General features: G+C 65.9%; 12 protein-coding genes. 4 read left to right on the forward strand and 8 right to left on the reverse strand.

The window, feature by feature from the left end; genetic code table 11:
* Positions 1-115 precede the first annotated feature (115 nt).
* The gene (gene cra / locus U0O11_RS14315; RefSeq protein WP_279836804.1) at positions 116-1123 is read left to right on the forward strand and encodes a catabolite repressor/activator; all 1008 of its coding nucleotides are present in this window, start codon (positions 116-118) and stop codon (positions 1121-1123) included.
* Between the two features lie 85 nt (positions 1124-1208).
* Here cra and U0O11_RS14320 read toward each other — a convergent pair whose 3' ends face one another.
* Both U0O11_RS14320 and U0O11_RS14325 read right to left on the reverse strand, forming a co-directional pair.
* Entirely contained in the window at positions 1209-3971 is a 2763-nt protein-coding gene (locus tag U0O11_RS14320; RefSeq protein ID WP_279836805.1) for an ATP-binding protein, read from the reverse strand.
* 51 nt (positions 3972-4022) lie between these two features.
* The gene (locus U0O11_RS14325) at positions 4023-4679 is read right to left on the reverse strand and encodes an oxidoreductase (protein WP_279836806.1); all 657 of its coding nucleotides are present in this window, start codon (positions 4677-4679) and stop codon (positions 4023-4025) included.
* A gap of 266 nt (positions 4680-4945) precedes the next feature.
* Between U0O11_RS14325 and U0O11_RS14330 the strand changes: the two genes are divergently transcribed.
* The gene (locus U0O11_RS14330) at positions 4946-7111 is read left to right on the forward strand and encodes an alkaline phosphatase D family protein (RefSeq protein WP_279836807.1); all 2166 of its coding nucleotides are present in this window, start codon (positions 4946-4948) and stop codon (positions 7109-7111) included.
* Positions 7095-8069, forward strand: a complete 975-nt coding sequence (locus tag U0O11_RS14335; RefSeq protein ID WP_242007690.1) for a histone deacetylase family protein — start codon at positions 7095-7097, stop codon at positions 8067-8069. The genes U0O11_RS14330 and U0O11_RS14335 overlap by 17 nt, the downstream gene beginning before the upstream one ends.
* A 124-nt stretch (positions 8070-8193) precedes the next feature.
* Here U0O11_RS14335 and U0O11_RS14340 read toward each other — a convergent pair whose 3' ends face one another.
* From U0O11_RS14340 to modA, 4 genes are all read right to left on the reverse strand, one after another.
* The gene (locus U0O11_RS14340; protein ID WP_153636483.1) at positions 8194-9009 is read right to left on the reverse strand and encodes an MOSC domain-containing protein; all 816 of its coding nucleotides are present in this window, start codon (positions 9007-9009) and stop codon (positions 8194-8196) included.
* Between the two features lie 59 nt (positions 9010-9068).
* Positions 9069-10307, reverse strand: coding sequence for a molybdenum ABC transporter ATP-binding protein (gene modC, locus U0O11_RS14345; protein ID WP_279836809.1), 1239 nt, complete (start codon positions 10305-10307; stop codon positions 9069-9071).
* On the reverse strand, positions 10300-10992 hold the full coding sequence (modB, locus tag U0O11_RS14350) for a molybdate ABC transporter permease subunit (protein ID WP_054555674.1): 693 nt from the start codon (positions 10990-10992) through the stop codon (positions 10300-10302). Before modB ends, modC begins: the two co-directional genes overlap by 8 nt.
* Positions 10993-11166: 174 nt before the next feature.
* Positions 11167-12108, reverse strand: a complete 942-nt coding sequence (gene modA, locus U0O11_RS14355; protein WP_279836810.1) for a molybdate ABC transporter substrate-binding protein — start codon at positions 12106-12108, stop codon at positions 11167-11169.
* Positions 12109-12554: 446 nt separating this feature from the next.
* On the opposite strand from modA, the gene U0O11_RS14360 reads away from it, so the two are divergent.
* A complete protein-coding gene (locus U0O11_RS14360) occupies positions 12555-13469 on the forward strand; it encodes a LysR family transcriptional regulator (RefSeq protein WP_279836811.1) in 915 nt (304 codons plus the stop codon).
* Positions 13470-13575: 106 nt separating this feature from the next.
* Here the strand turns inward: U0O11_RS14360 and U0O11_RS14365 are convergent, their stop codons facing one another.
* Positions 13576-14265, reverse strand: a complete 690-nt coding sequence (locus U0O11_RS14365; protein WP_279836812.1) for a glutathione S-transferase C-terminal domain-containing protein — start codon at positions 14263-14265, stop codon at positions 13576-13578.
* 86 nt (positions 14266-14351) lie between these two features.
* Positions 14352-15071: a glutathione S-transferase N-terminal domain-containing protein gene (locus U0O11_RS14370; RefSeq protein WP_166020010.1), complete on the reverse strand. Its 720-nt coding sequence runs from the start codon at positions 15069-15071 to the stop codon at positions 14352-14354.
* Positions 15072-15194: the final 123 nt, after the last annotated feature.

Consider the following 15194-nt stretch of genomic DNA (forward strand, 5'->3'; position numbering starts at 1 on the left):
TCGAGCGAGGCGTGCCCGGCGCAGAGAGGATTTGCACCCGAGCCCACAAGTGCGCATCATTCCTCGCACATGGAGCACGCAGATCCCGTTCCCCCTTTCCAGCAAGGACAGTGGCATGACCCTGGCAGAAATCGCGCGTCTTGCAGGCGTTTCACGCACCACCGCCAGTTATGTGGTCAATGGGCAGGCACAGGCACGACGTATCAGCCCCCAGACGGTCGAGCGCGTCATGGCGGTGGTACAACGTCATCACTATCGGATCGATGCCCAGGCAGCCGCGCTGCGGCGTGGCGAAAGCCGCACGCTGGGCTTCATGCTGCCGGACCTGGAGAACGCCAGTTATGCCCGCCTGGCCAAGTTGCTGGAGCGTGGGGCACGTGAGCGCGACTATCAGCTGTTCATCGTCTGCTCCGACGATGAGCCGGAAACCGAGCGCGAGCTGGCGCGCATGCTCAAGGCGCGGCGGGTCGATGCGCTGATCACCGCCAGCTGCCTGTCCCCCGACGACCCCTTCTACCGCGAACTGGCGCTGGATGGCTTCCCGGTCATCGGTGTCGATCGCGCGCTGGATACGCGCCACTTCGCCAGCGTGGTCAGCAACAATGAAGATGCCGCCCGCGAGCTGACCGAAGCCGTGCTGGAACACGCGCCGCAGCGACTGCTGTGGCTGGATGCCTTGCCGGAGATCGATATCACACGGGCGCGCGCCAGCGGCATGCAGGCGGCGCTGGCGCACTATCAGCAGCGCACCGGCAGCAGCGAGCTTGAGGCCACCACCCTGCATGCCGCGCGTTACGAGCGCGAGGCAGGCGCGGCGGCGCTGACCGAGCATCTCCGCCATTCACCGCTGCCGGACGCCATCGTCACCGCCTCCTACACCCTGATGGATGGCGTGCTTGATGTGCTGTTCGCCGAGGGGCCGCCGGCCAATCCGCCCAAGGCGATGGCCAGCTTCGGCGACGACCGCCTGCTCGACTTCCTGCCGCTGCCGATCCATTCACTGCCCCAGCGTCACCAGCAGATCGCCGATGCGACGCTGACGCTGGCGCTGCAGGGCATTCAGGGCCAGACCACGCCCGGCGTGACGCTGGTGGAACGCGAACTGCGCCGCCGCCAGCACTGAGCTGATGTCTGAGGTGATGCCTGAGGTGATGTATCTGGCCGAGGGCGGCTTTGCTGGCGCCAAACTGTGCTGGCGCCAGGCTGTGCTAGCGCCAGGCCTGACCGGCATCGTGGGCGATGCGGTGATCACGAATCTCGGCCAGCAGCGCCGCCACCGCGGCCTCGATGCGGGTGCGCGGCGTGTCGGATGCCAGCAGCAGCTCCAGCTGCAGGGCGGCATCGCGCAGCAGGTCATGATCCAGGGTGGCGGCGCTGCCCTTGAGCAGATGGGCTTCATGCTGCAACTGCTTCAGGTCCATATGATCCACCGTCCGTGACAGGCGCTGGGACTGCTGCTCTAGCTGCTCCTCGAAGGCCGCCTCGAGGGCCGCGATGCTGTCGGCATCCAGTTCATCCCGCAGCGCAGGCGTCGCGGCCTGTGCAAGCTCCGCCGCTGAGCCGCCAGATGTCCACGACTCCCCTGTGTTCATGCGCGTGTGCCCCCCTTCTGCCCCTTCCCGTTCCCGTTCGCCCTCGCCTTCGCTCTCGCCTTTGCCCTCAGGCTCACGCCGCTCGATGGGGCCAGCCGCCGACGGCTCACTGACCTTGTCTGCTTCAGCTTCAGCTTCAGTCTCAGTTTCAGCTTCAGCCTCGGCCTCGGTGGCACGCGCCTGGGCCTCATGGATCATGCGACGCCGCGCAGCGGGGGAATCGAGTGATGCCAACAGTGACGCCGCACGCGCGAGTGCCTCACCGGTTTCCGGCGGTGCCTCGAAGTGGGGCGGTCGCTCGGTGGTAGGGGAATAGTTGATCGGATCGAAGGGCTGGGTGCTGGCGAGGGCATTGACGCGCCATTCGCCGAGGTCCTGGCTGCCCGACTGCCAGCGCGCCAGCATGCTGGCGAGCTGCTGACGCCGGATCGGCTTGGACAGGAAGTCGTTCATGCCCGCCGAGAGGCAGCGCGCACGCTCCCCCGCCGCCACATTGGCCGTCATCGCGACGATAAGGCTCGGCGCACGCCTGTCACTGTGCTCCATGGCGCGCCAACGCCGCGCCACCGCAAAGCCATCCAGTCCCGGCATGCGCAGGTCGAGCAGCACCAGCACCGTATCGCGCTGGCGCGCATACCACGCCAGCGCCGCCTCGCCACTGTCGACCGTCGTCACCGTGTAGCCCAGGCCACTGAGCATGGAGTGGGCCACTTCGCGATTGATGTGATTGTCGTCGACTACCAGAACATGCTCGCCACGGCTGAGCGGCAGAGGCGCGGAGGTGAAGGCCGGTCGCTTGAGCGCCGCGGCGCGTGGCAGCGGCAGCTCGAACCAGAAGCAGGCGCCCTTGCCCGGGCGTTGCTTGAGGCCCAGTCGCCCGCCCATCAGCTCGACCAGCCGCCGCGAGATCGAAAGCCCGAGTCCGGTACCGCCAAAGCGACGCGCAGTGGAGGCATCACCCTGGGTAAAGGGCTCGAACAGCTGGGCGGCCTGTTCTTCACTGACTCCGATGCCGGTGTCATCGACCTCGAAGCGCACGCGCCCAGCCGGCAATGCCTCGACCAGCAGACAGACACGCCCCTGCTCGGTGAACTTGAAGGCATTGGAGAGCAGATTGAGCAGCACCTGACGCAGACGCACCGAATCGCCCATGACCTGCTCGGGCAGCTGGGCGGAGCGGCGGTCATCGAAGACGATGCGCGTGCTGTCCATCTGCGGCAGCAGCAGGTCGATCACGCCATCGATGGCCGTGTGCAGCTCGAAGGGACGTCGCTCGACGCTGAGCTTGCCGGCCTCGATCTTGGAGAAGTCGAGGACATCATCCACCAGCCCCATCAGCACTTCGCCGCTGTCGCGCAGGCTGCTGGCATAGCGGTGCGCACTGCTCTGCAGCGGTTCGGCCAGCAACAGCTCGCTCATGCCGATCACGCCATTGAGCGGAGTACGAATCTCGTGGCTCATGGTGGCCAGAAACTCGGACTTGGCGCGACTGGCCTGTTCGGCCCGCGCCGCCTCGTGCTTGAGGGCCGACGACATCGCCAGCATCTGCAGGCGGGCCTGTTCACGCCCGCGGGCCTGCAGCCAGACCTGACGGCAGACCATCAAGGTGGCCAGCAGCATCAGCGCCAGCAGCAGCAACATCAGCTGCACCAGGCTGTCGCGGCTCTGGCGCTCGTGGGCCAGCTCCTCGGCCAGGCGTGCGCGTACCCGCAACAACAGCGTCTGGGTGGTATCGCCCAGCGCATCGCTCAGCTGCTGGAACTCCGCCGCCTCGCGACCCTCGGGCCCCAGCACCTGGGAGCGCTGTGCAGCGTCAATGTCTGCGGAAGCGTCGTCAGCCTGAGCGCCCTGCACCGGGCCCGTGCCCTCGAACACCGGGCCATGCCGCCACTTTTCCAGCCGCAGATCGAGATACTCGATCTGGCTCATCAACTCATCGGCCAGCAGCGGCACGGCCGGCAGGGTCATCAGGTGGCGCTGGAAATCCCCCCGCCGGAAGATATAGGTGCGGCTGTAGAGCAGCTCGTAATTCTGCAGCACCTCATTCCAGATGCTGGCACGATCGGCTGGCCCGGCGACGCGATAGCGCGCTATCGAGGAGGAAAGGCTGACCGCCTCACGATCCAGCTTGTAGATCGACCAGACGGCGTCGTCGCGGGTGCGGTCTTCCAGACTGACCTGGTTGTGCAGGATGGTGCCGCCGATGCCGATGGAGGCCAGCAGACACAGGATGCTGATCGCCATGCCCAGCCACAGCGGCCAGCGCGCGGGGGAATTGCCGCTTCCGCCCACACCCGACGCGGCAATGCCCTGATCAGCAAGGGACTGATCAGCAGCGGTGCCTGAAAGCGGGGATCTTTCATCCGGCGACTGATTCACTGCATGACTCCATGTCATCTTGCGCCTGAGGGGTCAGGCGCCAGCCCTCGCTCACTCCAGCGTCAGCCCGGTGACCTGCCAGACACTGCGAAAGCGTACCTGCTCATTGAGCAATTCCGGATGAGCATCGAAGGGATACAGCACGAACAAGGGCCCGAGGTCACGCACCGGCATGCGCTCGCCGTCGCGTCGCGTGGCCAGCAGGACATCGAAGTCCTCGATGTCGCTGAGGGGAATCTCGGCCACGAAGTCATTCAGTGCCCGCACCTTGAGCCCCCTGGCATCTTCAGACACCCGCGCCACCAGCTCGCGCAGCAGCGGGCCGGAGAAGCTGACTCGTCCCTGGGTCCAGGGGGTGTGGGTGGCCACCACGCGCGACGGCATGGCTTCGAGCATCGCCAGATCGAAACGCGCCCGCGGTGCCTGCAGGGAACCGGCATTGCCACAGCTGACAGCGCCCTCGACCGTCAACACCACCGGCCCGCTGGGTGCGGGCAGGCAGTCATTGGCCGCCAGCACGTGGCGCTCGCCTGTCGCCAGCGGCGCCTCGGCGGCCAGGGCCGCAGGGCTGAAGAGACTCGCTGACAGGGTTGCGATCAGGCTCGTTGCCAGGGCGACCTTGCGCCAGATGGAGCTGCGCGAGCTGTGCCCGCAGTTGACTGGCCTGGACAGCGGACTCACGAGGCGCTTCGCCGATGGATCATTCATGCCGGTTTCCCATGCTATTGTGCGAACGCCATGTGCATTCAAGGGCCCAACTTTACGCTAGCTCGCGCATGCTTTGCGAGCCTGCGAACCTCGCGCCACGACGAGTTGTCACACTCAACGCACGGAGCCACTCATACGCCCAGGCCCAGGCCCACGCCTGTGCCCATGGCTGGCGTTCGTCGCCTGTTACGCTATCGCTTGTTAAGCGCCAGCTGATAATAGTCAGCTGACCGCTATCCGTCTCCACCTGCCATCGAGCCTGCTTCATGTCTGCCACTTCGTCCGCTTCGCTGCCTGCCAACGGCTCTCCCACACCGACTGCTGCCCTGCCCCGCGTGCTGGCAGGCCCGATATTGCGCCGTGTCACCGCCGAGGGCGTGATGCTGTGGCTGGTGACCTCTCGCCCACAGCAGGCGCGGGTGTGGCTGCTGCCGGAGCAGGACGCGACGCCTCCCACGCGAGGTGAGGATGGCCTGCCGACGACATCAAGCTGTCGGCTGACGGAGCATCTGGCGATGCCGCTGGGGGAGCATGCCTGGCTGCTGTTGATCGAAGCGCATCCCGACACGCCCTTGCCCGCCGACTGCGCCATCGCCTACGAGCTGGGCCTGGCGGAGCCGTCATCGGCAACGGCAGCGTCAACGGCAACGGAAGCGGCAGCGTCATCGTCAGTTACGCCCGAATGGCAGGGCATCGCCGACTGGGCGCCTCAGATCTGCTACCCCGGTGAAAGCCTGCCGCGCTTTCGACTGCCGTCACGCCTGACGCGTGTCGCGCATGGCAGCTGCCGCAAGCCGCATCACGGCTTGAGTGACGACGAGCAGCAGGCGCAGCAGAGTGCAGAAGACGCTGCGTCGACCGATCGCCTTGAGACGCCACCGCCCAAGGGCCCGGGTGGCGACGGACTGGTGGCGCTGGATCGCTGGTTGAGCGAGCGACGTGAGAGCGTCGCCGAGTGGCCGGAGGTGATGCTGTTCACCGGCGATCAGATCTACGCCGACGATGTCGCAGGGCCGATGCTGGGCGCGATCGATCAGCTGATCGCGGGGCTGGGGTTGCCGGAGGAGACGCTGATGGAGGCCGAGGTCTCCGACACTCGTGAGCTGCGCCAGCACCCCTCGCATCTCTACCACCGCCCGCAGCTGCTGCCGGACATGCCGGCCAACGAAGGTGTGGCCGCCAGTTTCTTCGGTGCCAAGCGCAAGCCCATCTTCACCTCCACCGGTGCTGACAACCACCTGATCGGCCTGTCGGAAGTCATCGCCATGTACCTGCTGGTGTGGTCTGACGTGCCGTGGGAGGCGCTGGGCATCACCCTGGAAGACCCCTCTGCGCTCGAGGGCCATGACGACGCCACCCGCGAGCGCCATGCCACCGAGGCCCGCCATCTGCGGCGCTTCTGTGGCGGACTCGGTCAGGTTCGTCGCCTGCTGGCCAATGTGCCCAGCCTGATGATCTTCGATGATCACGATGTCACCGATGACTGGAACCTCAGCGCCGCCTGGGAGGAAGCCGCCTATGGCCACCCCTTCTCGCGCCGCATCATCGGCAATGCGCTGACCGGCTATCTGCTGTGTCAGGCCGCCGGCAACGGGCCGGAGCCACTGGCGGAGCTGCTGGAGGAGACACGGGCGCTGTTCACTCATGCCCTGACTGGCACTGACACGGCCGCAGACGGCCATTTCGATGTCGAGCGTCAGGAGGCGTTGATCGCCCACCTGCATCGCTGCGAGAGCTGGGATTATCAGCTCGACACCACGCCGCCGCTGATCGTGGCCGATACGCGCACCCGCCGCTGGCGCAGCGAGCGCAAGCTCTCGCATCCCTCGGGGCTGATGGACTGGGAGGCGCTGAGCGAGCTTCAGCAACGCCTGGTCGGCCATCCGGCCGTGGTGCTGGTGTCCCCGGCGCCGATGTTCGGCGTCAAGCTGATCGAGAGCATCCAGAAGCTGTTCACGCTGGCCGGCAAGCCGTTGATGGTCGATGCCGAGAACTGGATGGCGCATCGCGGCGCGGCCAGCGTGATGCTCAACATCTTCCGCCACTCGCGCACGCCGCAGAACTTCGTGATCCTGTCCGGCGATGTGCACTACTCCTTCGCCTACGACGTGCGCCTCAAGCATCGCCGTTCGAGCCCGAGCATCTGGCAGATCACCAGCAGCGGCATCCGCAATCGCTTCCCGGTCGGCCTGCTGGATGTGCTCGACCGTCTCAATCACTGGCTGTACGCCCCACGCTCGCCGCTCAATCTGCTGACACGCCGGCGCAACATGCGTGTCACGCCGCGCCGTCACGATGCGGCTAGTCAGGGCGAACGCCTGCTGAACGCCTGCGGCATCGGGCTGGTCGATCTGGACAGCGACGGCCGCCCCACCGCCATCCGCCAGCTGACCACCGACGGACAGGAGGTGCACTTTGTGCCCCGTCGCTGATGCCCACTGCCCGCCGCTGGCGCTGATCCATCATCCCGGCTATCGGATCGCGCTGCCCGAGAAGCATCCCTTCCCGATGGACAAGTTCAGCGTGCTCAAGCGCCTGCTCGACCGCCAGCTGGCCGACTGCGCCTCGGCCGTCGACTGGGTGACGCCCGAGCCCGCCGAGGAGGATGACCTGCTCAGCGTGCATACCCGCCGCTATGTGCATGAGTTCCTCACTGGCACCCTGAGCGCGCAGGCCCAGCGGCGCAGCGGTTTCGTGTGGAGCGAGGCACTGCGCGAGCGCAGCGTGCTGGCCGTGGGCGGCACCCTGACCACCGTACGCGAAGCACTCAAGCGCGGACTGGCCTGCAACACCGCGGGCGGCACCCATCATGCCCACCCGGAGGCCGCCAGCGGCTATTGTCTGCTCAACGACATCGGCGTGGCGGCGCATCAGGCGCTGGAAGACGGCGTGAAGCGCGTGCTGATCGTCGATCTCGATGTGCATCAGGGCGATGGCACGGCGTTGATCTTCGCCGACGAGCCGCGGGTCTTCACGCTGTCACTGCATGCCGAGAGCAACTTCCCGGCGCGCAAGCAGCAAAGTGATCTGGACGTGCCCTTGCCCAGGGGCATGGGCGACGCGGACTATCTGGCGGTGCTGGAGCGTACGCTTACAGAGGTGCTGACGCGGGTACGCCCGCAGCTGGTGATCTTCGATGCCGGTGTCGACCCGCATGCCGCAGACAGGCTCGGCCATCTCGAATTGAGCGACAGCGGCCTCTACCACCGCGAGCGGCATGTCATCCAGCGCTGTCGCGCGGCGGGCGCCGCCGTGGCCTGCGTGATCGGCGGTGGCTATGACCGCGATATCGAGGCGCTGGCATGGCGACACAGCCAGCTTCACCGTGCAGCGCTGGATGTCTGGCGCGAGGCGCATGGCCAACCTGCCCTGTTCGGGCCCCCGGGCTGAACTTGCCTACCGTCTTGCCAAGCGCCTCGCTTACCGTCTTGCCAAGCGCCCCCTGAACGAAAACGCCCGCCATCGAGGATGGCGGGCGTTTGGGTTCAGGCCTGTAGGCAAGATTCCAGCGACATCACTTGAAGGCGATGACTTCCACCTCGTCGCCGACACGCAAGCTAGGCTTGCGCGAGGGATCGAGCGCGACGAGGTTGTAGCCGAAGTGCACCTGGCCATCCGCGAAGCGGCGCACCCGTGCCAGCGTCTTGAGCGGCTCGCCGTCGCCACGCTTGTCGCCCGTCGCCGGGTCGACATTGACCATCGCACAGCGAGTGCAGGAGGACACCAGCGTGAAGCGTGCCTCACCGATGCGCACTTCCTGCCAGCCATCCTCGGCCCATGCCTCGGCGCCGCTGATCACCAGGTTGGGCCGGAACTGATCCATGCCATGGTCCGCACTCGGAGTCTGGGCGTTGAGCGCCGACAACGAAGCCTGATTGGCCAGCAACAGCGGAAAGCCGTCGGCGGCGCTGACGCGCTGCGCGATGATCTCGCGATAGCGCTCCGAGCGCTCGCCCAACCAGCTGAGCCTGACCGGCATGCCGACCTGCTCACTCAGCCAGGCATCGGCCTCAAAGCTCACGCTCAAGGCTGTGAACCGATCGGCCCACACCTGGATGTCGAGACGCTCGGCCTGGTCATCGGTGGCAAAGCTGACGCTGCCGCATTCGGGGCGGTCCAGATGCCACAGTCGCCACTGGCCGCTGGCGTCTTCGCGCAGGGCCAGTCGCTGCAGCTGGGGATGCGTACGCGCGGTGACGAACTTGCCTCGCGCCGCGACCACCACGAAGCGGCGGTCCTGCGTGAGACCTTCCTCGCCGAGCGTCGCTGTCTCAAGCGCCTCAGCGGCGCCGGACTTGAGGGGATAGCGCCACAGGTGGGTCAACTGCATGAGAGGTTTCCTTGCCAGAGCCCATCAATTCGAGAAATCAGCGAACGGTGCGAGCGGAATCAGCTCGCAGACGAAGCAGAGCCTGCGTCATTTGGCGCCTTGGCCTGTGCGGTATTTGTCTGTGTCGCATTCGGCTGGGCCGCACTCGGCTGGGCCGCATTCACCACAGGGATGTCGTCATCCATGGCGTCCAGGCTGATCACGTCGGGGCCCGAGAGCGCCACGCTGGAGATCAGCGCCTTGACGCCCAGCCCGACCTTGAGGCCCAGCTCCTGACAGACCAGACGATCGACTCGCGCCCTCACCCGCTGGCCGGCGATGCCCAGCACCAGCTCGGCGCTGGCGTGGCCGCGCTCGCTCTCGATCTCGTGGATCACGGCCGGCAAGGCATTGCGCAGGCTGGTATGGGTCGGCGTCTCCAGCGCGATGCTGATGTCACGTGCCCGCAGTCGCAGTCGCACACGACGCCCCACCGGCATCGCCAGCCGCGCCAGCTTGAGGCTCAGCCCGGCGCCCAGCCCCAGACGCGTCAGCTGCCAGTCATCATCGTGCGACAGCACCTCAGCGGTCAGCAGCGAGCCCGCTTCGAAGCGGCCGGTCTGCGGTGCCAGGTCCAGCCGTGACAGCATGTCACCGATCTCGCCGCTGGCGGTGATGCGGCCGTTGTCCACCAGCGCCAGGCGGTCGGCGACCGCGAACAGCTCGCGGGTGTCATGACTGACGAACAGGATCGGAATCTCGATCTCGCGCGCCAGCCGCGCGATGTAGTGCAGCAGCTCCTGCTTGCGCGCGCCGTCGAGGCCGGTCAGCGGCTCATCCAGCAACAGCATGCGCGGGCGTGACAGCAGGGCGCGGCCGATCGCGACACGCCGCGCCTCGCCACCGGACAGCTGGCCGGGCATGCGCGACAGCAGGTCCTCGATGCCCAGCAGCGTCACCATCTCATGCAGGCGTGACTGATTCTGTTGGCGCTGGGCAGGCGTCAGGGCGCGCGGCATGCCGTAGCGGAGGTTGCCGCGCACGCTGTAGTGCGGAAACAGGCGCGGCTCCTGGAAGACGACCCCGAGCCTGCGACGATGCGCCGGCACGAAGATATCGTTCTCGCCGCCCGTCAGGCACTCGCCATCCAGGCGCAGATGGCCATGGTCGGGACGCTCGAGGCCTGCGATCAGGCGCAGGATGGTGGTCTTGCCGCTGCCGGAGCGCCCGAAGAGCGCCGTGACGCCGCGCGCTGGCACCTTGAGCGTGGCATCCAGCGTGAAGGCGCCCTGCTGACGATGGAGGTGGAAATCAAGCATCACGCCCCTCCATGCGCAGTCGCGCGCGACGCGCCAGCCATTCGGAGGCCAGCAGCGACAGCATCGCGATGACGACAGCGATGGCGCACAGCCTGGCCGCGGCGCCTTCCTGGCCCGGGGTCTGGATCAAGGTATAGAGCGCCAACGGCAGCGTGCGGGTCTCGCCGGGGATATTGGCGGCGAAGGTGATGGTGGCACCGAACTCCGACAGTGCGCGCGCGAAGGCCAGCATGCCGCCGGTGAGAATGCCCGGCAGCGCCAGCGGCATGGTCACCGTGAACAGCACGCGCAGCGGGTTGGCGCCCAGGGTGCGGGCCGCGGCCTCCAGGCCCGGGTCGATGGCCTCCAGCGACAGGCGCATCGCGCGCACCATCAGCGGAAAGGCCATCACCGCCGCCGCCAGCGCCGCGCCCTGCCAGGTGAAGGGCAGCACGATATCGATCCTGGCCAGCCACTGGCCGATGGCACCATTGCGCCCGAAGGTGACCAGCAACAGATAACCGACCACCACGGGCGGCAACACCAGCGGCAGATGCAGCAGACCATCGACCAGCGCCTTGCCACGAAACTCACGTCGCGCCAGCCACCAGGCCGCCGCAAAACCGGGAATCAGGCTCAGGCCGACCGCGACGCAAGCCACCTTGAGGCTCAGGCTCAGGGCTTCCCATTCCAGCGCACTCAGCATGGATCTTCCTCAGACGAAGACAGGTTCTCGCACATGACGTGACGCGAAGCGCCGGCAGACAGCCCTGCCCGCCTTGATCACGCCGATGTGACAGCAAGCTCCCAGTGTAGCGGCCTCATCTTGTCGATGACATGCCAGCGTATGACGCAAGGCACCTCGACGCTGATCCAGCGGCTAGTCGGCCTCTGGCTGCGCAGCAGGAGCCTGATGGGCGAGCGTGCTGAAGCCGAAGCGATGGAAGATGGCACCGGCCTCGTTGCTGGAAAGCCAGGCCGAGAAGGCCTCGGCCTGTGACGATGGCGCATCACCGCCACGACTGATCAAGGCGGCAGGATAGTGGATGGGATCATGGCTGCTGTCCGGCAGCAGGCCGATCTGATGCACCCGATGGCTGATGGCGGCGTCGGTGGCATAGACGATCCCCAGCGGGGCCTCGCCATGCTCTACCAGCGCCAGCGCGGCGCGCACGTCCTCGGCGCTGGCCAGACGCGAGCGCAGCGTCTGCCACTGCCCCAGCGCTTCCAGCGACTGACGCGCATAGATGCCCGCGGGCACGTGATCGGGGTCGCCGACGGCCAGGCGAGTGTTGTTGCCGGTGGCGGCGAGGCGCTCGGCCACATCGGTGACGTCCTCGGCATTGCTGACACTGGCGTCCAGCTGGCTGGGGCCAGGCGCGACCAGCGCGAGACGGTTGCCCAGCAGGTCGTGACGGCCGGTGACGACGATGCCGGCCTGCTGCTCCAGCCAGTCCATCCAGCGCTCATTGGCCGACAGATACAGCTGCGCCGGAGCCCCATTGGCCAGCTGACGCGCCAGGGTCGAGGACGAGGCGTAGACCGGCTGGATATCCACGTCGGCGAGACGCTCGTAGCGTGCCTCGATGGCATCCAGCGCATCATGCAGCGAGGCGGCGGCCATGACACGGATCTGGGGGCGCTCGTCTGCCTGAGCGGGTGCGGCCAGCAGTGCCAGCATCAACGGGGCCGCCAGGCTGGCGGCCCTCAACAGCACTGATGAAGAAGATAGCGCTGATGAAGGCGTTGGCGCTGATGACGCAAGCCGTAGCGGAGAGGCAAGCAAGGCGGCCCGGGCGCGCAAGCGGGTAGCGAATGACATCTACAGGGTCCTTGAACAGTGAGACGCAGCGACGAGGCCTGCTGCGCATTGATCTCGCCATGATGCCGCGCTCGCTCGCCATGTGCATCTCATGTGGGCGCAATTGCCGCGCGGGGCGCGGAAACCGCCAACCCTGTTTGTCGAACGCCAGCGGCATGAGGCTTGCTTGAGGCACGCTGGCTGCCTGTCAGCGCCCGCCTGCCACCAGCCACAAGCTGGTCAGCGACGTCCGTCGGCTGGCGGATGTTTTGCCGCATCCAGCTACAGGCAAACGCGAATCACTCACATGTATGCCATTCACTCGATCAGATCGGCTACAATGCTGGCCAAAATGGCAGGGAGACGCTGGCCCACACCCCAGCAACGACGCGATTCCTGCTTTCATGCTTTCTTTCACGCTATTTGCCGCTTCAACGGCAGACAACAGCGGCGGGTGCCACTAAGTCATGCCTCCAGTACTTGACGAATTTCAGGGCCTCAGTGCCTTCGATGCCATCATGCGCTACGGCAATCTGGGCGCAGGAGCCGAGCATCTCGGTATCTCCAAGTCCACGCTCAGCCGCCGGATCAGCCATCTCGAACACCAGCTCGGCCAGCCACTGCTGCATCGTCAGGCCAACCGCCTGATTCCCACCGAGGCCGGCACGCTGTTCTATCAGTACTGCCAGCAGATGCTGTCGCTGGGCGAGCGCTCGCAGATCGCGCTGGATGAACTGCGCGAGGAGATCAGCGGTGATATCACCGTCAGCGCGCACCCGCACTTCCTGCGTGGCTGGTTCAATCATGTGCTGACCGACTTCATCGAAGAGTATCCGGGCATTCGCCTGACCCTGACCGCCAACCATCTGCCGCCATCACGCGATGACGACCAGGTGATGCTGTGGCTGTGGGAAGGCCCGGCCAAGGACACCGGGCTGCGCGAGGAGATTCTGGGTCAGCAGCAGCAACATCTCTACGCTCACCCCAGCTATCTGCGCCAGCACGGCCATCCGCAGCACCCCAGCGAGCTGACCTCCCATGACTGGGTCAATCTGATCGACCGCCATCACCCCAATCTGGTGCTCAATCACCCCGAGGAAGGCGAGTATCGCCTGAGCCTGCCACCGTCACGCTTCACGGTCGACAACGTGGTGGTGCATGCCGACCATATCGCGCACGGCGCCGGTATCGGCCTGCTGCCGGACTACCACGTGCGCACCCGGGCGACGGCGCACCCGGGACAGTTCGAGGCCTGCCTGCCCGAGTGGAAGGGGGCGTCGATTCCGGTCAGCCTGCACTATCCCTTCGGGCACCCGCCGCGCAAGCTCGGCGCGCTGCTCGACCATATCCGCCGTCGTGTGCCGACGGACTGGACCCGCTGATCTGTCGGCCTGACAGCGCTGCAGGCCGACAGATCAACGGTTGCTTCAAACTTCTCAGCTCTACAATTTCACAGCTTCACGACTTCACAGCGGCACTGACTGCCCGTCAGGATTGCTGGCCGAACAGATGACGGCGCGCTTCCTCATCCATCGCCACATTGGCGGCCGGATGGATGTCATCGATACGCGTCATTGCCCGCTTGACGCCGTCACGCTCGGCGATGCGGGCGCGATAGGCGGCGACCGCCGGGAAGCGGGCCAGATCGATCTCCTGCTTCTCGGCCTTCAGCCACGGCCAGATGGCCATGTCGGCGATGCTCAACTCGTCCCCCGCCACGAAGTCACGCCCCGCAAGCTGGCGCTCCAGCACGCCGTAGAGGCGCTCGCCTTCCTTGTGATAGCGCTCGATGGCGTATTCCACCGGCTCTGGCGCGTAGTGCTTGAAATGATGCACCTGACCCAGCATCGGCCCCAGGCCACCCATCTGCCAGTGCAGCCACTGCAGCACGTCATTGCGGGCGCGTGTTTCCTGCGCCAGAAACTTGCCGCACTTGTCGGCCAGATACTCCAGAATCGCACCGGACTCGAACACCGAGATCGGCTCACCGCCATCGGCTGGCGCATGATCGACGATCGCCGGCATGCGATTGTTGGGCGAGATGGCCAGAAATTCCGGCGCGAACTGCTCACCCTTGCTGATGTTCACCGGAATGAGGCGATACTCGAGACCGGCTTCCTCCAGAAAGATCGTGATCTTGTGGCCGTTGGGCGTGGTCCAGTAATACAGATCGATCATCATGGGCTCCTTGTCTGGAACAGCACGACATGGCCCGAACGCCCTTCAGCGTTCGGGCCATGAGAAAGGTCATCTCCGATGCGAGATTACTGCGCAATCTCGCTGGCACGTGGCGCCTTGCGCGCCATGCCGTCGTAGAGATCCATCATGCGCTCGCGCCACTGCACCAGCGGATCACTGGGGTCTTCCGTCTCGCCGAAGGGCGAGGTGTCAGAGACGATATGGGCCCAGATGAAGAAACCGAAGATCAGGTAATCTGCCGCCGCCGGGGCATCACCATCCATGAAAGGCTGATTGGCGAGTAGGCCACGCAGCGGCTTGAAGGCGCTGTCGAGAATGCCGCGCGCGATCTCGACGTTATGGAACTCCTCGAAGGACATGCCGAAGCGGGCTTCACGGGCGCTCTGGAAGTACTCGCGGTCATCCGGGTGAATGGCCTGCACCAGATCCAGCGCCACCAGGCGGAAGAAACCGACGGCCATGACCTGCTCGGCATAGACCTTGACGAAATTCAGACGCGCCTGCGCCTGGGCATCACCGATCAGCGGGCCATTGCCGGCGTTCGGATAATGCGCGTCCAGATGCTTGAAAATGTCATAGCTGTCCATCGCCACGCCGTGCGCATCCTTGAGCACCGGCACCGTGGTGGAATCGCAGAAGTCGATCGGGCTCTTGTCGGTGAACAGCATCGGCACGAGTTCTGCCTCGATGCCCTTGTGCGCCAGGGCCAGACGTGCGCGCCAGCAGAACGGCGAGAAACGCAGGCGGTCATCACGGCCACGCAATTCATAGAGGACTGGGGTCATGCGGGACTCCTTGGTTGTCATTGAGGTCTGGTGTCACTAAGGCCTGAGGTCATTGGGGCCTGGTGTCTTTCAAGCTTGATATGAACGGCATGACTTCACTGCGCGCGTCCTGCCCCTGGCAAT

The organism is Cobetia sp. D5, from assembly GCF_035666195.1.
GTDB lineage: Bacteria > Pseudomonadota > Gammaproteobacteria > Pseudomonadales > Halomonadaceae > Cobetia > Cobetia amphilecti.